Below are 18,775 nucleotides of genomic sequence, written 5' to 3' on the forward strand. Positions count from 1 at the left end.
GGCCGCACCCCGACCAGCACACTCGGCCGTTCCCTGCCGTGGAAAGAGATCACCGCATGCATTCCTCGGTCCATTCACATCGTCCGGCCGTCATCGGGGCCGTTCTGGCCGCCGCCCTCCTCCTCACCTCGTGCACGGCCTCCCCCGGCACCGACGCCGGCAGCACCCCGGTGAAGGGCGGCACGCTCAGTTACGCGTCGGGAGACGCCGAACCGACCTGCCTGGACCCGCACGTCGGCGGCAACTACCCGCAGGCCCTGGTCAGCACGCAGTACCTGGAGTCGCTGGTCTCCCGGGACTCCAACGGCCAGATCATCCCGTGGCTGGCGAAGTCCTGGACGGAGAGCCCCGACGGGCTCACCTGGGAGTTCACCCTCAAGGACGGCGTGACGTTCACGGATGGGACCCCGCTCGACGCGGCCGCCGTGCAGGCCAACCTGGCGCACCTGCGGGACCCGAAGACCGGGTCCTCGACCGGCTACCTGGCGTTGGCGAAGGTTGCGAGCACCGAGGCCGTCTCGGCGAACGTGGTGAGATTCGTCCTGAGCCAACCGGACGGCGCCCTCCTCGAATCGCTGACCCAGCCGTGGCTGGCGATCGAGTCCCCGACGGGCCTGGCCCGGGGCGTGGACGAGAACTGCGCGGCCCCCGTCGGCACCGGCCCGTTCCAGGTGGAGAGCTGGGAGAAGCAGGACTCGGTCGTGCTCGTGCGCAACGCCGGCTACACGTCGCCGCCCGCCGACGCGGACCACTCCGGCCCGGCGTACCTGGCCAAAATCATCTGGCGGTTCATCCCCGACTCGGCGTCGCGCTTCGCGGCCCTGCAGGCCGGTGACGTCGACGTGATCGACAACGCCCAGCCCGACACGATCGTCCAGGCGGAGAAGGGTGACACGATCACCCACCTCGACGCGCCCCGGCCCGGAGCCTCGAACCGGATCGAACTGAACTCGTCCCGGCCGCCGTTCAACGACCCCCTCGTGCGGGAGGCCTTCATCCGCTCGGCCAACGTGGACGATGCCGTCAGCAGCCTCTTCCAGGGCACCGCCACGCGGTCGTACTCCGCGCTCTCCAGCGTGGAGGCCACCGCCGTGCAGCGGCCTGACCTGTTCGGCTACGACGCCAGAGCAGCCGACAAGCTGCTCGACTCAGCCGGCTGGACTGCCCGCGACTCGGCCGGCTACCGGGTGAAGGACGGCGCGCGCCTGACCGTGCAGTTCCCGGTGAGCACGAACCAGTCCATCCCCGCCGAGCAGTCGCTGTTCGAGCAGCTCCAGGCGACCGCGAAGAAGACCGGCTTCGACGTGGTGCTCACCCCGATGGACCTCTCCAGCTGGTACACGGCTCTCGGCGAGAACGGCTACGACGCCGTCAGCGCCCCGTACACGAAGGTCGGCCCTGACGTGCTGCGCATCCTCTTCGACTCCGCCGGCATCGTCCCTGCCCCCAGCGGTTACTTCGCCAACCACGCGCAGGTGAACGACCCCGCGGTCGACGCGCTGCTCGCCGAGGCCGCCACTGTGACGGATGCCGGCAAGCGCGCCGCCCTCTACACGGACGTGCAGAACAAGGTCCTGGAGGGTTTCTACCTCCTGCCGCTCTACGACCAGCAGAACCACTACCTGCTGAGCTCCCGCGTCTCCGGGGCCCGCGCGATGCCGACCGTGTCCACTCCCACGTTCTACGACGCCTGGCTCCCCGCCGAGTGACCGACGCGGCGGCGGGTTCGCTGAGGCCGGATGGAGCACCCCGCTCCGCCCGGCCGGTTCGGGCACGCCCACGGCGCGCTCTCCGCCGGACGCTGCCCGGGCTGCTCGCCGCCCGCCTGGCCGGGGCGGTGTTCGTGCTCTGGGCCGTCGCCACGATCACCTTCTTCGCGATCAGGCTGATCCCCGGCGACCCGGCCGAGGCCATCCTCGGCGGTCCGGGCTCGCAGACGTCGCCGGAGGCACTGGCCGCGGTGCGGGCCCGGTACGGTCTCGACCAGCCCGTCGTCGTTCAGTACCTGGCCCAGTTGGGCCGGCTGGCAACCGGCGACCTCGGCCGGTCCTACGCGCTCAGGCAGGATGTCGCCCCGCTCCTGGTCGGCCAGCTCGGCGGGACCCTGCTGCTGGCGGCACTCGCGCTCGTCGTCGCCTGGCTGTTCGCGCTCGTGCTCGCCACCTGGTCGACCCGCGGCGGGCGCTTCGCCTGGTACCTCGGCTCCGGACTGGAGATCGTCGCGGCGGCGCTGCCCCACTTCTGGCTGGCTACCGCGCTGATCGTGCTGTTCAGCGTCTGGCTGGGGTGGTTGCCGCCGATCAGCACCCCGGGCCCGGCCGGCCTCGTGCTGCCCGTGCTCACCCTCGCCGTCCCCCTGGCCGGGTTCCTCGGCCAGATCATGCGCGAGTCCCTGCTCACCGCACTCGAGTCGCCGTTCGTGCTCTCGGCGAGAGCCCGCGGCGAGGGCGATCGCGGCGTGCGCTGGATCCATGCCCTCCGGCACGCGTCGCTGCCGGCGATCAGCCTCTCCGGCTGGGCCTTCGGCTCCCTGATCAGCGGCGCAGTCGTGGTGGAGACCATCTTCGCCCGGCCCGGCCTCGGCCGCACGATGCTCAATGCGGTCACCGTGCGCGACGTGCCCGTCGTGATCGGGGTGGTGATGATCGTCGCCGTGGGGTACATCCTGATGACCGTCGTCACCGACCTGGCCCAGTGGATCGCCGACCCGCGATTGCGCCGGCGATGAGCGACCTCGAGATCCAGGCCGACCTCGGCCGCCAGGCGCGCGCCCGGGAACCTCGCCGCCGCCGGATCGGCGTGGCCGAGGCCCTCGCCGCGGCATTCGCGCTGTTCCTCGTCGTGGCCGCGGTCGCGCCCTCCGTTCTCGCACCGGGCGACCCGCTCGCCATCGACCCGTTGTCGGCCTTCCAGCCGCCGAATCTCGCGCACTGGTTCGGCACCGACGAGTCCGGCCGGGACATCTTCACCCGGGTCAGCCACGGCACCGGAGGCTCCCTGGTCATCGGCATCCTGGCCACGGCGATCGGGCTCGGCCTGGGGATCGTGCTCGGAACCATGGCCGGGATGCTCGGCCGGGTCGTCGATTTCACCGTCAATCGGTTCCTCGAGGTGCTGTTCGCGTTCCCCGGACTTCTGCTGGCACTGCTCGTCATCCTCGTCTTCGGGCCCGGAACGCAGACGGCGACCGTGGCGGTGGGGCTGGCGACGGCGCCCGGCTATGCCCGCATCATCCGGGGCCAGCTCATCTCGGTGCGGTCCTCGGCGTTCGTGGAGGCGGCCACCGTGCTCGGCCGCGGCCGCCGGCAGATCCTGGTGCGGCACATCCTGCCGAACACCCTGGCGCCGCTGTTCGTGCTGGGCACCCTCGGCATCGGGCAGGCCGTGGTCTGGGCGTCGGCCCTGAGCTACCTCGGGCTCGGCGCAGCCCCACCGGCCGCCGAATGGGGTGCCATGCTCTCGGCCGGGCGCACCTACATCACGTCGGCCTGGTGGATGGCCTTCTTCCCCGGGCTGTTCATCGTGCTCACCGCGGTCACCGCGACGAGCCTGGGGCGCGCCCTGGAACGACGATTGAGGCACGCATGAGCCAGGGAACCGGTCCCGCCGCCCGCCGTGCCGCGGTGACCCCGACGCTCGTCTCGATGCTCCGCGTTCGGGACCTCGCGGTGGGGTTCGGCGGGCAGCCGGGGACCGATCCGGTCGTCGCCGGGGTTTCCTTCGACATCGCCCCCGGCGAATGCCTGGCGCTGGTCGGCGAGTCCGGCTCCGGCAAGAGCGTCACCGCCCGGAGCCTGATCGGCCTGGCCGGCGACGACGCCTGGCTGCAGGCCGCCGAACTGGAGATCAACGGGAGCGACGTGCTCGGCCTCTCCGACGCGCAGTGGCGGCGGCGGCGCGGCCGGGACGTCGGCCTGGTGCTGCAGGACGCACTCGTCTCCCTCGACCCGTTGCGACCGATTGGCCGCGAGATCGCCGATTCGCTCCGACTGCACACCACCCTCGATCGCGCGGCGCGGCGGACCAGGGTGCAGGAGGTGCTCGAGCGGGTGGGGCTGCCCGACGGCCGCACCCGGGTGAGGCAGCGTTCGGGCGAGTTGTCCGGCGGGCAGCGCCAGCGCGCGCTGATCGCCTCCGCTATCGCCCTCGACCCGCCCCTGCTGCTGATCGACGAACCGACCACGGCACTGGACGTGACGGTGCAGGCGCAGATCCTCGACCTCCTGGAGAGCCTCAAACGGCATGGGACGGCCATCCTGCTGATCAGTCATGATCTCGCCGTGGTGGGCCGGATCGCCGACCGGATCGCGGTAATGAGCGCCGGTCGGATCGTGGAACGCGGGCCGGCCGCGAGGCTGCTCGCCTCGCCGAAGCATGAGCAGACCCGGCGGATGATCGCCGCGATTCCGATCGACAAGCCGCGCGGCACCCGGCTGTCCTCCCCCGAAGGCCGGGCGGATGCCCCGGCTTCTGCCCCGGCGTCGGCGTCGGCCCCGGCTCCGGCCGAGGTCGTGCTGGAGGCGTCCGGACTCGTCAAGACCTTCCGGAGGCCGGACGGCAGTGAGCAGCGGGCGGTGGACGGGGTCTCCTTCCGGCTCCTTCGTGGCACCACCCTCGGTCTGGTCGGCGAGTCCGGTTCGGGCAAGACCACGACGGCGCGTCTGCTGCTGGCCCTCAGCCGACCGGATGCGGGTGAGGTGCGGGTGCTCGGTCGCCCGTTCAGCGCCGTCACCGAGCGGCAGCGCCGGCGCCTGCGCCCGGAGCTCGGCGCGATCTACCAGGATGCCCTCAGCTCCTTCGACCCTCGACTGAGCGTCGACGCGGTGCTGCGCGACGCCGTGCGGGGCGCGCGCCACGCCGCCCGCCAGGCGGGGAACGCCGCCCGCGACCGGGCCAGGGTGCTCGAGCTGCTCGACCAGGTGTCGCTTCCGGCGACGCTCCTCAGCAGGCGCCCGCTGTCGCTCTCCGGCGGCCAGCGCCAGCGGGTCGGCATCGCGCGGGCGCTGGCCTCGGAGCCGCAGATCCTGGTCTGCGACGAACCGGTGTCATCCCTCGACGTGACGGTGCAGGCCCAGGTGCTCGATCTCCTCGACGAACTGCAGCGGGAGCGAGGCCTCAGCCTGCTCCTCATCTCCCACGACCTGGGGGTGATCCAGCACGCCAGCGACCAGGTCGCGGTGATGCTGGACGGCACGATCGTGGAGACCGGGGACACGGCGCAGGTTTTCACGGCGCCGCGGCATCCGTACACGCAGTCCCTGCTCGCCGCGGTCCCCCGCCTGGGCTGAGCCGGAGGCCGCACTCGAACACTCGAGCACCGCCGGAATCGGCGGGGAACAGGGCATCCGGTAGATTGGGTGAGGCCCAATACTCAGGCACCTCACCAACGACTCGGTGCCGCACATAGACAAACGGAGAAACATGACCGCCGCCAGCGTTCCGGACAAACCGGCCCTCGAGGGTCTCGAAACCAAGTGGGGCGGCAACTGGGAAGACTCCGGCACCTACCGGTTCGACCGGGGCTCCGCCAACCGCGCGAACATCTTCTCCATCGACACCCCGCCGCCGACCGCCTCCGGCTCGCTGCACATCGGCCACGTGTTCTCCTACACCCACACCGACGTCATCGCCCGGTTCCAGCGGATGCGCGGCCGCGACGTGTTCTACCCGATGGGCTGGGACGACAACGGCCTGCCCACCGAACGCCGGGTGCAGAACTATTACGGCGTGCGCTGCGACCCCTCGCTCCCCTACGCGGACGACTTCACCCCGCCGTTCGAGGGCGGCGACGGCAAGAGCAGCAAGGCCGCCGACCAGCTCCCGATCAGCCGCCGCAACTTCATCGAGCTGTGTGAGCGCCTCACCATCGAGGACGAGAAGCAGTTCGAGGCCCTCTGGCGCACCCTCGGCCTGAGCGTCGACTGGACCCAGACCTACCGCACGATCGGCCACGATTCGCTGATCACCTCCCAGCTCGCGTTCCTCGGCAACGTGGAGCGCGGCGAGGCCTACCAGGCGATGGCGCCGACCCTCTGGGACGTGACCTTCCGCACCGCCGTGGCCCAGGCCGAGCTCGAAGACAAGGAGATGCCCGCCGCCTACCACCGGGTGTCGTTCCGGAAGCCCGACGAGAGCACCATCGAGATCGAAACCACCCGCCCCGAGCTGCTGCCCGCCTGCGTGGCCCTCGTCGCGCACCCCGACGACGAACGGTACAAGGCGCTCTTCGGCACCGTTGTGCGCACCCCGCTCTTCGACGTGGAGGTGCCTGTTCTCGCGCATCACCTCGCCCAGAAGGACAAGGGCAGCGGAATCGCGATGATCTGCACCTTCGGCGACGTGACCGACGTGGTCTGGTGGCGCGAACTCGACCTGCCCAACCGCGCGATCATGGGCTTCGACGGCCGGATCATCGCCGAGGCCCCCGACGTCATCGTGAGCGAGGCCGGCCGTGCCGCCTACGCCCAGCTGGCCGGCAAGACGGTCTTCTCCGCCAAGCAGGCCGTCGTGGAACTGCTCCGCGCGAGCGGCGACATGATCGGCGAGCCCAAACCGATCGTGCACCCGGTCAAGTTCTTCGAGAAGGGCGACAAGCCGCTCGAGATCGTGTCGACCCGCCAGTGGTACATCCGCAACGGTGCCCGCGACGAGGCCCTGCGCTCCCGCCTCATCTCCCACGGCGCCGACCTGCAGTGGCACCCCGAATTCATGCGCGTTCGCTACGAGAACTGGGTCAACGGCCTCACCGGCGACTGGCTCGTCTCCCGCCAGCGCTTCTTCGGCGTCCCCCTTCCTGTCTGGTACCCGCTGGATGCCGACGCCAACCCGGTCTTCGACCAGCCGATCGTGGCCACCCGCGACCTGCTCCCGGTCGACCCGTCGTCCGACACCGCCCCCGGCTACAGCGCCGACCAGCGCGGGGCCGCGAACGGTTTCGTCGGCGAGGTCGACGTGATGGACACCTGGGCCACGTCATCGCTCACCCCGCAGCTCGCCGGAGGCTGGGAACGCGACCCCGAACTGTTCGACCTCGTCTACCCGTACTCGCTCCGCCCGCAGGGTCAGGACATCATCCGCACCTGGCTGTTCTCCACCCTGCTCCGCGCCGAACTCGAGCACGGCGTGTCACCGTGGCAGCACGCGGCGCTGTCGGGCTTCATCGTCGACCCCGACCGTAAGAAGATGTCCAAGTCCAAGGGCAACGTGGTGACCCCGGCCGACATGCTCGAGCAGCACGGCTCCGACGCGGTGCGCTACTGGGCCGCGTCGTCGCGCCTGGGCACGGATGCCGCGTTCGACCCGAAGAACCCGACCCAGATCAAGATCGGCCGTCGCCTCGCGATCAAGATCCTGAACGCGTCGAAGTTCATCCTCGGCTTCGACGGCGCCGCGGACGCCCCGGTGACCGAGCCGATCGACCAGAGCATGCTCGCCCGGCTGAGCGTGGTCGTCGGCCAGGCCACGGCCTCGTTCGACGGTTACGACCACGCCCGCGCGCTCGAACTCACCGAGAGTTTCTTCTGGACCTTCTGCGACGACTACCTCGAGCTGGTCAAGGAACGCGCCTACGGCGAGAGCGGCGCCGGCCAGGCGTCGGCCGTCGCCGCGCTCCGCACGGCCCTCGCCACGCTGCTGCGCCTGTTCGCGCCGTTCGTGCCGTTCGCCACGGAGGAAGCCTGGTCCTGGTCCAACGACGGCTCGGTGCACCGAGCGCCGTGGCCGAGCCAGGCCGAGCTCGCCGCGGGAAGTGCCGGCAACGTCGCCCTGCTCGATTTGGCCAGCCGGGCGCTCACCGGCATCCGGCGCGCCAAGACCGATGCGAAAGCATCCCAGAAATCTGCCGTCGCATCTGCTGTAATTAGCGGAACGGCCGCTGAGGTTGCCCTGCTCGCGCAGGCTTCCGATGATCTGCGGGCCGTTGGTCGTATCTCGGAATTGGTTTTTGTCGATGGCAGCGAATTGGCTGTCACTGATATCGTGCTCGACACGGTGCCAGAGAGTTAGGAGAACCGGATGTCAGTCAAGGTACGAACACTGGGCGACAAGGACTTTTTCTCGTGGTTAGGCCTCTTCGAGGGCTACAGCGAGTTCTACAAGAGCGCGCTCACCGATGAGAAGGCGCTCCAGGTCTGGAGCTGGATCATCGACAAGGACCACGTGCTGGCCGGGGCGGTCGCCGTCAATGACGAGGGTGACTTCATCGGCTTCGCCCACTATCGCGAGGTGCCCAACACGCTCAGCGCAACCCGCGGACTCTACCTGGACGACCTGTTCGTGGTCCCAGAGTCGCGCAGCAGCGGGGTGGGACGTGCCCTGATCGAGTTCGCGAAGCAATACGCCACCGAGCACCACCTCAGCACCCTGGCGTGGATCACGGCTGCCGACAATGTTGAGGCCCAGCGTCTCTACGACGATGTCGCCACCCGCACCGACTGGGTCACCTACGAGATAGAGCTCTAGGGTGCAGCTGGGAAACCGCTTCCCACTCGGCGGACCGGTTCCGACGGGGCTGCCGCACGTGGTCGAGATCGCGATCCAGGCGGTCGAGGAGGAACTCGCCGCCCTGGGCGAGGACAACAGCGGCTGGCGCTGGACGCTGACCTGGCTGGAGGCCCAGCCGGTGCTCGAGCTCGACGACGGCACCGTCATCCGGTACAACCCGGGGGAAGACAGCGCCACCATCACCCAGCCTGCCGTGGCGGTCGAGGACGACGAGGACTGGATCTAAGAGTCACCGGCGTGACATATCGACATCGAGCTACGTCTAGTAAGTGGACTCGCCGGACCGCCTGTGGTGACGGCGGCACGACACGAAGGCTCTCTCATGGATGTCATCACCACGTCGGGGCGCTCGCCTGAGGTCGCCGAGGCCGGCGCCCCGCGACTGCGCGGACGATACCGGTTGCAGGAACTGATCGGCCGCGGCGGCAAGGGCTCGGTCTTTCGCGCCACGGACGAATCGCTGGGTCGCGACGTCGCCGTCAAGGTCTTCGACGCGTCGGCAACGAGCGAGAAGGACATCCGGCTGCAGGAAGACGAGGTGAACCTCCTCGCGAGCCTCAATCACCACAGTCTCGTCACCCTGCTCGACGCGGGCGTCGACCGAACGGATGCTGCCCGGCCGCGCGTCTACCTCGTCATGGAGCTTGTCACGGGCGCCGATCTCAAGGTCAAGCTCGAGCGCGGTCCGCTCACTCCTCGCCAGATAGCGCACATCGGCTTCGACCTGGCCGAGGGCCTGCAGTACATTCACCATCGGGGCGTCGTGCATCGAGACGTCAAGCCGGCGAACATCCTGCTGGTGGACTACAACCAGGGCAGCGCACGGTACCGTGCGAAGCTGACCGACTTCGGTATCGCCCTGGTCGGTGCCGCCCCGGGCGGTGACACGGACACCGTCACGACGGGCACGGCCGCCTACCTCAGCCCCGAACAGGCGCGCGGTCAGAACCTGGGGTCGGCCAGCGACATCTACTCGCTGGGTCTCGTGCTCCTCGAGTGCTTCACCCGCACCGTCGCCTTTCCCGGCGACCCGATCCAGTCAGCGCTGGCCCGGCTGCGAAACGATCCGCCCATTCCGCACGGCCTCGCCCCGGAATGGCGGGCCCTCCTGGCGGCCATGACCGCCCGCAACCCGAAAGACCGCCCGTCCATCCACGATCTGGTCCCGGCGCTGCGCCAGCTGGTGGCGTCCGAGACCGGCCGGCACAGGGGTGTCGGCACCGATCCCGAGCCGTCGACCGAGGAGGCCCGGATGCTCGCGGTAGAGCGCTACCGGCTGCCTGAGGCACCGGCCGACGGGGCATTCGACCGGATCACGGCGATTGCCGCCCGGGTATTCTCGGTTCCAGTCGCTCTCGTCACCATCGTCGATCACGATCGGATCTGGTTCACGTCCCACCACGGACTCGAGATAGACAATATCGACAGGCACCCCGGGCTCTGTGCGTCGGCCATCATGGATGACCTGCCCTGGGTCGTGGAAGATGCCCGGTTCGACCCACGGACACTGGCGAACCCCCTTGTTGCCGACGATTTCGGCCTGCAGTTCTACGCCGGAGTGCCCCTGCGCACCCGCGACGGACACAACCTCGGCACGCTGTGCGTGCTCGACTTCGAACCGCGCCTGGCCACGGAACAGGAACTTGCCACCCTCGGGGACCTCGCGGCCATCGTCATGAGCGAGATGGAACTGCGCTTGGAGACCCGACGTTCGATGAAGGCCGGAGCGACCGCTATTCCGACCCCAGGCTGAACCGCGGCTCGTCTCGCCGGCTACCGGTCCCGCCGCGCGGCGCCACCCGTGTCGTCCCAGGCCCAGAGCGCCGCGACGCCCAGTCCCCCGGCGATGCTCACGGCCGTGAGGCCGAGTTCTCCCGGCGAGGCCGCGGCCCGGCACTGCCGCAGCAGGCCGAGCACCAGCAGCGCGCCGCTCGCGCCGAACGGATGGCCGACAGCCAGCGCCCCGCCCTGCAGGTTGGCGCGCTCCTCCGCAACACCGAGCAGATCCAGCGACGCCAGCACCTGGGCCGCGAAGGCCTCAGTGAATTCGATCCGGGACAGGTCCGCTCCCCCAAGCCCCTGCCGGGAGAGCACCAGCCGGGCCGCCTCGCCGCCGGCGATGCCGAGGACGTCCGGGTTCGTGCCCGTCACCGCGGAATCGACGAATCGCAGCCCACCGCCGAGGCCGAGGGCATCCGCGGTCCGCCGGCTGGTCACCAGCACCGCGACGGCCCCGTCGGCGTCTGCGCAGGAGTTGCCGGCGGTGACGGTCCCGCCTGCCCGGAAGGCCGGACCGAACCGGCTCAACAGGCCGGCCGTGAGGCGGGGCCGCGGGCCCTCGTCGGCATCGACCCGGCCGGCCTCGGTGGCCAGGGCGACGATCTCCTCGGCCAGCTTCCCTGACGCGCCGGCCATGATGGCCAGCCGGTGGCTGCGGAGTGCGAACGCGTCCTGTCGCTCCCGGGTGATGCCGAACCGGTCGGCCAGATTCTCGGCGGCGACGCCCATCTCGGGGTCGCCGACCTCGTCGGGCGAGAACCGCACCCGGTCGAAGAAGTCGGGGTGCCCTGGCGTCGACGAGAGCCGGTGGGCCCGGAGCGGCGCCGTGCTGCAACTCTCCACGCCGCCGGCCAGATAGATGTCACCGGCGCCCGCGGCGATGAGCCGGCAGGCCAGGACGATGGCCTCGAGGCCGGAGCCGCACTGGCGGTCGACGGTCAGGCCCGGCACCGTCACGGGCAGGCCTGCGCGCAGGAGGGCGAGGCGTGCCACGTTGCCGCCACCGCCGACCGCGTTGCCGATGATGACATCGTCGACCGTCTCCGGGGCGACGCCCGCGTCGGCCAGCAGCCTGGCCAGCACCGGCGCGAGCAACCGGTCGGCGGTGAGCGTCGCCAGAGCGCCGTTCACCCGGCCGAAGGCGGTGCGGCGGCCGAGGAGGACGACCGGCTCACGGTCGGCGCCCGGCCCGGCGTGGCCAGACCCGGCAGAATCAGTCCAGTGCGGTGACACGCGGGTCTCCCTCGGTGATCCAGCGGGCAAGGATGCTGCGGCTGAGTTTGCCACTGGGGGTGAGGGGCATCGCCTTGAGCCGGTAGTAGGACCGTGGCCGTTTCGCTTCGGCGAGCGAGGCGGCGACGGCCCGGCGCAGCACGGCCGCGTCGACCTCGGGACCGCCGAGGACCGCCACGACGAGCCGGGCGCCCCGGCGGGCATCCGGCACCCCGACCGCGATGACGGATGTGACGCCGGACAGGCCCTGCAGGGCCGCCTCCACCTCCTGCGGGTAGACGTTCTGGCCGGAGGTGACGACCATGTCCGCCCGACGGTTCCGGAAGTGCAGCACGTCGTCCCGGTCGAGGAAGCCGAGGTCGCCGACCGTGCACCAGTCGCCGTCGCGGCGGAAGGCCTCGCCGTCGTCGCCCCAGGCATAGCCGTTGCCGACCAGGTCGCTGCGCACGAAGATCGTGCCGGTTTCGTTCCGGGGCAGTTCCCGCCCGGACTCGTCCCTGATGCTCAGGGAGACTCCGGGGAACGCGCGGCCGACGGCCGTGACGTCCGTTCCGGGCGCCTCCCCCGGGCGCAGCGTCGATGCGGCGATGAAACTGAGCTCGGCAGCCCCGTAGTACTCGTGGATGGTCGCGTTGGGCGCGAACCGTCGTGCGGCGGCCAGGGTGGCCGGATCCAGCCGGGCGCCGGCGCTGATGATGCTGGTCAGCCCCCGGCCGTCCACCCCGCCGGCCAGGCCGCGTTCGGCGAGCAGGCGTAGCACGGTGGGCACCAGCACGAGCCGGGTGATCTCCCGGTCGGCGACGCAGGCGAGGGCGGCGGCCAGGTCGAATTCCGGCAGGGTGACGAACGTGGCGCCGGCGTGCAGGGACTCGGCCAGGGCATACAGGGTGAGACTGGAGGACAACGGTCCCGGCGCGAGCGTGCGGTCGTGCCGGGTCAGCCCGAAGTAGTCGGTGCCGGCTTCGAAGGAGCGTCGCCAGGATTCGCGGGTGCGGGTGAACGCCTTGGGCAGGGAGGTGGTTCCGGAGGTGAATCCGTAGAGGAAGACCGAGCCGGGGCGCCCGTCGGCCAGGGCCGGGACGGAACCGGGCCGGGACCGCGGCTGCCACCGAGCGCCCTCGGCGGCCAGCCGTTCTGTGACGGTCTCCCGCTGGGCGACCGGCCAGCCCGGGTCGAGCACGGCGACGGCGCCGTCGCCGGCGATCCCGGCGGTGAGGGCGACGGCGAAGTCGATGCCGTTGGGCAGGCTGATGGCGGTGATGAACGCCCGGTCGGTCTCCTCGGGCAGCGCGCCGGTCGCCCGGGCCGCGAGTCCGGCGAAGCTGAGCCGGTCGGCGCCGACCTCGACGGCCGTCGCGCCCGGCTGGTGCCGGGCCCAGTGATTCAGCTGATCCAGGAAGGGCACCCTTGATGTTACTTCCGGGCGAGGATCTCGCCGTGCGGCATCCCGAACCAGCCGTCGGGGTCGGCCGCCCACTGCCGCCAGGCCGCCGCGATCTGTCGCAGGTCGGCGAGGTCGGCCGCGCCGACCTCGATCGCGTGCGCCGCGAACGCGGATTCGGTGGCGCGCACGGCCCACGACTCTCCCCACCACTCGCGTTCGGCGTCCGAGGCGAAGCACCAGATCGACGCGCTGCTGGCGACACTGGTGAATCCGGCCTGCCGGGCCCAGGCCTTCAGCGCCCGCCCCGCGTCGGGGTCGCCGCCGTTCCAATAGTGCACGTCACGGTAGGCGGTCATCCACAGCAGCAGGCCGGGCAGCTTGGGATGCATCATCACCCCGCCGTAGTCGACGTCCCGCGCCGCGAACACCCCGCCGGGCCTGAGCACCCGCCGGATCTCCTTCATCGCCGCCACCGGGTTGGCGACATGTTGCAGCACCTGGTGGGCGTGCACGATATCGAAGGACTCGTCCGGGAAGTCGAGGGCGTAGACGTCGCCGACCTGGAAGACCACGTTGCGCACCCCCTCGTCGAAGGCGAGCCCGGCCGCGCGGTGGATGATCTCCTCCGCGGCGTCGATGCCGGTGACCTGGCCGGGTGAGAGGCGCCGGGCCAGGTCGACCGTGATGGTGCCGGGCCCGCAGCCCACGTCGAGGAGGGTTGATCCGGGGTGGAGGTGCGGGATGAGGTAGGCCGCCGAGTTCGCCACGGTGCGCCAGGTGTGCGAGCGGAGCACGCTTTCGTGGTGACCGTGCGTGTAGTGGTCGCGCGGTGCGGTCTCGGGGCGTTCGGGCTGGTCGCGCTGGTCGGTCATGCCCCGAGCCTACGCACGGAAGCGGAACCGGTGTCGGTCGAACTAGGTTTGTTTCATGGTGAATCGATGAATCCCTTCTCGCGCCCGAGCACGCTCCCGTTCCGGCTTCCCCCGTTCGCGGAGATCACCGAGGAGCACTACCGCCCCGCCTTCCTCGAGGGGATGGCGGAGCAGCGAGCCGAGGTGGCGGCCATCGGAGCGAATCCGGAACCGCCGACCTTTGAGAACACCCTGCTGCCCCTCGAACGCAGCGGCCAGGCGTTCAGCCGGGTGGCGGAGGTCTTCTTCAACCTGAGCTCGTCGCACTCGAGCGACTTCACCAACGCGCTCGAGGAGGAGCTGGCGCCGCTGCTCGCCGCGCACGCCGACGCCGTCCGGCTCGACCCCGCGCTCTTCGCCCGCATCGCCGCCGTGCATGAGCAACGGGATGCGCTGGGCCTGGACCCGGAGTCGCGGTATCTGGTCGAACGGTACTTCACCGAGTTCACGCTCGCCGGGGCCGGCCTGTCGGACGAGGACAAGGCCATCCTGCGCGACCTGAACGCGCGGCTCGGTGTCGCCGGCACCCGGTTCGAGAAGAACCTGCTGGCCGACACCAACGACCTGGCCCTCGTGCTCGACGATGTCGCCGAGCTCGACGGGCTCTCGGCCGGGGAGATCTCGGCGGCGGCCCTGGCGGCCGAATCCCGCGGGCTGGCCGGACGCTACGTGATCACCCTCGTGCTTCCCACCAGCCATCCCTACCTGGCGCAACTCACCAACCGGGGCGTCCGGGAGCGGCTGCTGGCCGCCTCCCGTGCCCGCGGCATCCGTGGCGGGGTTCACGACAACCGGGCCCTGGTGCTCGAGATCACCGCCCTGCGCGCCGCCCGGGCCCGGCTGCTCGGGTTCGCTAACCACGCGTCCGCGGTCACCGCGGACGAGACTGCGAAGACGCCGGACGCGGTCGCCGACCTGCTCGGACGGCTTGCGCCGGCCGCTGCCCGGAACGCGCTGGCCGAGCAGGCCGACCTGCAGACGGTCATCGACAGTGAGGGCGGCGGTTTCACCCTGGCCGCCTGGGATTGGGCGTTCTACACCGAGAAGGTGCGCCGGGCCCGGTTCGACGTGGACAGCCAGGCCCTGCGGCCCTACTTCGACGTCGAACGCGTGCTGCACGACGGCGTGTTCTACGCCGCGACCAGCCTGTACGGGGTGACGTTCACCGAGCGGGAGGACCTGGTCGCCTGGCACCCGGAGGCTCGCGTCTTCGAGGTCGCCGAGGCCGACGGCTCCCCCGTCGGGCTGTACATCCTCGACCTGTACACCCGGGATTCCAAGCGCGGCGGCGCCTGGATGAACCCCCTCGTCTCCCAGTCCGAGCTGCTGGGCACCCCAGCGGTGGTCTGCAACAACCTCAACGTGCCCAAACCCGCGCCCGGTGAGCCGACCCTGCTCAGCTACGACGAAGCGACGACCCTGTTCCATGAGTTCGGTCATGCCCTGCACGGTCTCTTCGCCCGGGTCACCTATCCGAAGTTCGCCGGCACCAGCGTCTACCGGGACTTCGTCGAGTTTCCCAGCCAGGTCAACGAGATGTGGCTGCTCTGGCCGGAGGTGCTGGCGAATTTCGCGAAGCACACCGTGACCGGCGAGAGCATGCCGCACGAGCTGGTCGACCGCATCCGTGCCTCGGCGACATTCAATGAGGGCTTCCTCACCAGCGAGTACCTGGCTGCGGCCCTGCTCGACCAGGCCTGGCACCTGATCGACGCCGACACCGTGGTGACGGATGTCGCGGAGTTCGAGGCATCCGCCCTCGCCGCCGCCGGCCTGGCGAACGAGGCGGTGCCCACCCGCTACGCGAGCACCTACTTCGCGCACACCTTCGGCGGCGGTTACGACGCCGGCTACTACTCCTACATCTGGAGCGAGGTGCTCGACGCTGACACGGTGGACTGGTTCACCGAGAACGGAGGCCTCAGCAGGGAGAACGGCGAACGGTTCCGCCAGCACGTGCTCGCCGTGGGCGGGAGCGCCGACCAGTTGGCGGCCTACCGGGACTTCCGCGGCCGGGACGCCCGCATCCAGCCCTTGCTCGACCGGCGCGGCCTGACCTAGCCGCCCCGCGCTCCGGCAACTGTTGCCAGTGCGGACAGCAATTGTCCGCACACCGACCACAGTTGTCCGTTGCGGCAACAGTTTGCGCCCTGCGCGAGCCCAGCGCTGGGCTACGAGGTCCGTCGGCTCAGGCGGACTTGTCCACCCGGCGCGCCTTGTGCAGCACGATGGTCGGCTCGGCGTTGTCGAGCACGGCGGCCCGGGTCACGACGACCCTGGCGACCTCGGAGCTCGACGGCACCTCGAACATGATCGGCCCGAGCACCTCTTCCATGATGGCTCGCAGGCCCCGGGCGCCGGTCTTGCGGAGCACCGCTAGGTCGGCGATGGCCTCCAGGGCCGGCTGCTCGAATTCGAGTTCGACGCCGTCGAGCTCGAACATGCGCTGGTACTGGCGAACGAGGGCGTTCCGCGGCACGGTGAGGATCTGCATCAGGGCCACCTGGTCGAGCTGGGTGACCGTGGTGACGACCGGCAGCCGGCCGATGAATTCGGGGATCAGACCGAACTTGTGCAGGTCTTCGGGGAGCACCTCGCTGAAAAGGTTGACGTCGTCGCCCTTGCTGTGAAGCGGAGCGCCGAAACCGATACCCTTCTTGCCGGCCCGGGTGGAGATGATGTCATCGAGGCCCGCGAAGGCGCCGGCCACGATGAACAGCACGTTCGTCGTGTCGATCTGGATGAACTCCTGGTGCGGATGCTTGCGGCCGCCCTGCGGCGGAACCGATGCGACCGTGCCTTCGAGGATCTTCAGCAGCGCCTGCTGCACACCCTCGCCCGAGACGTCGCGGGTGATCGACGGGTTCTCGGCCTTGCGCGCGATCTTGTCGATCTCGTCGATGTAGATGATGCCGGTCTCTGCGCGCTTGACGTCGTAGTCGGCGGCCTGGATCAGCTTGAGCAGGATGTTCTCGACGTCTTCACCGACGTAACCTGCCTCGGTGAGGGCCGTCGCATCCGCCACCGCGAAGGGAACGTTCAGCCGCTTCGCGAGGGTCTGGGCGAGGTAGGTCTTGCCGCAGCCGGTCGGGCCGATCAGCAGGATGTTGGACTTGGCGATCTCAACGTCGTCGTGGATGGCGTCGGCGGCGGTGAGGGTGGCCCGGGCGCGCACGCGCTTGTAGTGGTTGTAGACGGCCACGGCGAGGGCGCGCTTGGCGGCTTCCTGCCCGATGACGTATTCCTCGAGGAATCCGAAGATCTCCTTGGGCTTGGGGAGGTCGAACTCGCCGTTGCCTTCTTCGGCGCCGGCCTCGGCCAGGCGTTCCTCGATGATCTCGTTGCACAGCTCGACGCACTCGTCGCAGATGTACACACCGGGACCGGCAATGAGCTGCTGGACCTGCTTCTGACTCTTCCCACAGAAGGAACACTTCAACAGGTCTGCACTCTCGCCTATTCGGGCCATCCGTCAGCCTCCTCCATCGGTATTGCTGGTAACGCTGAACTGAGCCTAGCCTGTGCCTGTGACTGTGGTGTGCAAGCCGTGCGGACCGGTGGAAATGCGATAACGGCGGCTGGGCGAGAAACGGCCGTGAGGCCCCGAAAATGGCGGATGCCCGGCTGTCAGCCAGCCGGGCATCCGCCATTTTCGACGTGCGATTGTTGCGAAGCGCTACTTGACGAGCGTGGGAACGTTCTTGCGGCTGGTCAGGATCTGGTCGATCAGGCCGTATTCGAGGGCCTCGGGGGCGCCGAGGATCTTGTCGCGGTCGATGTCCTTGTGGACCTGCTCCGCCGTGCGGTTGGAGTGGTGGGAGATGGTGAATTCCAGCCACTCGCGCATCCGCTGGATCTCGGCGGCCTGGATTTCGATGTCGGACGCCTGCCCGCCACCCTGACCGCCGGCCGAAGGCTGGTGGATGAGGATGCGCGCGTTCGGAAGCGCGAGGCGCTTTCCGGGCGTTCCGCCGGCGAGCAGCACGGCGGCGGCGGACGCTGCCTGGCCGAGGCACACCGTCTGGATGTGCGGTCGGATGTACTGCATCGTGTCGTAGATCGCCGTCATCGCGGTGAAGGAACCACCCGGTGAGTTGATGTACATCACGATGTCGCGGTCGGGGTCCTGGCTCTCCAGCACGAGGAGCTGGGCCATGACGTCATCGGCGGACGCGTCGTCGACCTGCACGCCGAGGAAAATGATGCGGTCCTCGAACAGCTTCGCGTAGGGGTCCTGACGCTTGTACCCGTAGGCGGTGCGCTCTTCGAAAGTGGGGAGGATGTAGCGGGCCTCGGGCGACTGCGGGGCGCGGCCCCCGGCCTGGTGACCAAAATTCGTGAATTCCATGTCGTTTCTGCCCGTCCTACTTCTTGTTCACTGAGTCGTCGGTGCCGCCGCCGCCGACCACATCCGACGCGAATTCGCGCAAGTGGTCGACGAAGCCGTATGCCACGGCCTCCTGGGCGGTGAACCAGTTGTCGCGGTCGTTGTCGATGAGGACCTGCTCGACCGACTTGCCGGTCTGCTCTGCGGTGAGTTCGGCCATCCGCTTCTTCATGTCCAGGATCACCTTGGCCTGGGTCTGGATGTCGGCGGCGGTGCCACCGAATCCGCCGGACGGCTGGTGCAGCAGAACGCGTGCGTTCGGGGTGATGTAGCGCTTGCCCTTGGTGCCGGAGGACAACAGGAACTGGCCCATCGACGCGGCCAGGCCGATGCCGACGGTGACGATGTCGTTCGGAACGAACTTCATCGTGTCGTAGATGGCCATGCCCGCCGTGATCGAGCCGCCGGGCGAGTTGATGTAGAGGAAGATGTCCCGCTCAGAGTCCTCTGCGGCCAGCAGCAGGATCTTGGCACAGATCTCGTTGGCGTTCTCATCCCGAACCTCTGAACCGAGCCAGATGATGCGGTCTTTCAGCAGTCGGTCAAAAACGCCGGGTGTAGGTGCCATATCGGCCATGT

15 protein-coding genes are annotated in these 18,775 nt (G+C 69.6%); 9 read left to right on the top strand and 6 right to left on the bottom strand.

Going from position 1 to position 18,775, the window contains the following annotated elements; genetic code table 11:
• The first annotated feature begins 56 nt into the window (after nucleotides 1–56).
• The 8 genes from E3O48_RS11890 to E3O48_RS18235 all read left to right on the top strand — a co-directional run bounded on the left by E3O48_RS11890 (nucleotide 57) and on the right by E3O48_RS18235 (nucleotide 10,255).
• Nucleotides 57–1,709, top strand: a complete 1,653-nt coding sequence (locus E3O48_RS11890; RefSeq protein ID WP_134539060.1) for an ABC transporter substrate-binding protein — start codon at nucleotides 57–59, stop codon at nucleotides 1,707–1,709.
• On the top strand, nucleotides 1,706–2,728 hold the full coding sequence (locus E3O48_RS11895) for an ABC transporter permease (protein WP_370249883.1): 1,023 nt from the start codon (nucleotides 1,706–1,708) through the stop codon (nucleotides 2,726–2,728). Before E3O48_RS11890 ends, E3O48_RS11895 begins: the two co-directional genes overlap by 4 nt.
• Nucleotides 2,725–3,588 carry an ABC transporter permease gene (locus tag E3O48_RS17830; protein WP_134539062.1) on the top strand — a complete coding sequence of 288 codons (864 nt, stop codon included), beginning with the start codon at nucleotides 2,725–2,727 and terminating at the stop codon, nucleotides 3,586–3,588. The genes E3O48_RS11895 and E3O48_RS17830 overlap by 4 nt, the downstream gene beginning before the upstream one ends.
• A complete protein-coding gene (locus E3O48_RS11905; protein WP_370249885.1) occupies nucleotides 3,585–5,288 on the top strand; it encodes a dipeptide ABC transporter ATP-binding protein in 1,704 nt (567 codons plus the stop codon). Before E3O48_RS17830 ends, E3O48_RS11905 begins: the two co-directional genes overlap by 4 nt.
• 133 nt (nucleotides 5,289–5,421) lie before the next feature.
• On the top strand, nucleotides 5,422–8,004 hold the full coding sequence (gene valS / locus E3O48_RS11910; protein ID WP_134539066.1) for a valine--tRNA ligase: 2,583 nt from the start codon (nucleotides 5,422–5,424) through the stop codon (nucleotides 8,002–8,004).
• A gap of 9 nt (nucleotides 8,005–8,013) precedes the next feature.
• Complete coding sequence (locus E3O48_RS11915) at nucleotides 8,014–8,460, top strand: GNAT family N-acetyltransferase (RefSeq protein WP_134539068.1); 447 nt, start codon at nucleotides 8,014–8,016, stop codon at nucleotides 8,458–8,460.
• 1 nt (nucleotide 8,461) lies between these two features.
• Entirely contained in the window at nucleotides 8,462–8,728 is a 267-nt protein-coding gene (locus E3O48_RS11920) for a hypothetical protein (protein ID WP_134539070.1), read from the top strand.
• A 96-nt stretch (nucleotides 8,729–8,824) separates the two neighbouring features.
• Nucleotides 8,825–10,255, top strand: coding sequence for a protein kinase (locus tag E3O48_RS18235; RefSeq protein ID WP_134539071.1), 1,431 nt, complete (start codon nucleotides 8,825–8,827; stop codon nucleotides 10,253–10,255).
• Between the two features lie 20 nt (nucleotides 10,256–10,275).
• Here E3O48_RS18235 and E3O48_RS11930 read toward each other — a convergent pair whose 3' ends face one another.
• The 3 genes from E3O48_RS11930 to E3O48_RS11940 are packed head-to-tail and all read right to left on the bottom strand — an operon-like array spanning nucleotide 10,276 to nucleotide 13,770.
• Nucleotides 10,276–11,514 (bottom strand): thiolase family protein, encoded by a 1,239-nt coding sequence (locus E3O48_RS11930; protein WP_134539073.1) that lies wholly within the window; start codon nucleotides 11,512–11,514, stop codon nucleotides 10,276–10,278.
• The gene (locus tag E3O48_RS11935; protein ID WP_134539075.1) at nucleotides 11,495–12,919 is read right to left on the bottom strand and encodes a class I adenylate-forming enzyme family protein; all 1,425 of its coding nucleotides are present in this window, start codon (nucleotides 12,917–12,919) and stop codon (nucleotides 11,495–11,497) included. Before E3O48_RS11935 ends, E3O48_RS11930 begins: the two co-directional genes overlap by 20 nt.
• Before the next feature lie 8 nt (nucleotides 12,920–12,927).
• Entirely contained in the window at nucleotides 12,928–13,770 is an 843-nt protein-coding gene (locus E3O48_RS11940) for a methyltransferase domain-containing protein (protein ID WP_134507479.1), read from the bottom strand.
• 66 nt (nucleotides 13,771–13,836) lie between these two features.
• Here E3O48_RS11940 and E3O48_RS11945 point away from each other — a divergent pair, with 66 nt between their 5' ends.
• On the top strand, nucleotides 13,837–15,870 hold the full coding sequence (locus E3O48_RS11945) for a M3 family metallopeptidase (protein WP_134539077.1): 2,034 nt from the start codon (nucleotides 13,837–13,839) through the stop codon (nucleotides 15,868–15,870).
• 127 nt (nucleotides 15,871–15,997) lie between these two features.
• Here the strand turns inward: E3O48_RS11945 and clpX are convergent, their stop codons facing one another.
• The 3 genes from clpX to E3O48_RS11960 all read right to left on the bottom strand — a co-directional run bounded on the left by clpX (nucleotide 15,998) and on the right by E3O48_RS11960 (nucleotide 18,773).
• Complete coding sequence (gene clpX, locus E3O48_RS11950; RefSeq protein WP_134507477.1) at nucleotides 15,998–17,278, bottom strand: ATP-dependent Clp protease ATP-binding subunit ClpX; 1,281 nt, start codon at nucleotides 17,276–17,278, stop codon at nucleotides 15,998–16,000.
• Nucleotides 17,279–17,485: 207 nt separating this feature from the next.
• Nucleotides 17,486–18,157, bottom strand: coding sequence for an ATP-dependent Clp protease proteolytic subunit (locus E3O48_RS11955; protein ID WP_134507476.1), 672 nt, complete (start codon nucleotides 18,155–18,157; stop codon nucleotides 17,486–17,488).
• Nucleotides 18,158–18,173: 16 nt separating this feature from the next.
• The gene (locus E3O48_RS11960; RefSeq protein ID WP_134507475.1) at nucleotides 18,174–18,773 is read right to left on the bottom strand and encodes an ATP-dependent Clp protease proteolytic subunit; all 600 of its coding nucleotides are present in this window, start codon (nucleotides 18,771–18,773) and stop codon (nucleotides 18,174–18,176) included.
• Between the last annotated feature and the right edge of the window lie 2 nt (nucleotides 18,774–18,775).

This window comes from Cryobacterium sp. HLT2-28, from assembly GCF_004402495.1.
Taxonomy (GTDB): Bacteria; Actinomycetota; Actinomycetes; order Actinomycetales; family Microbacteriaceae; genus Cryobacterium; species Cryobacterium mannosilyticum.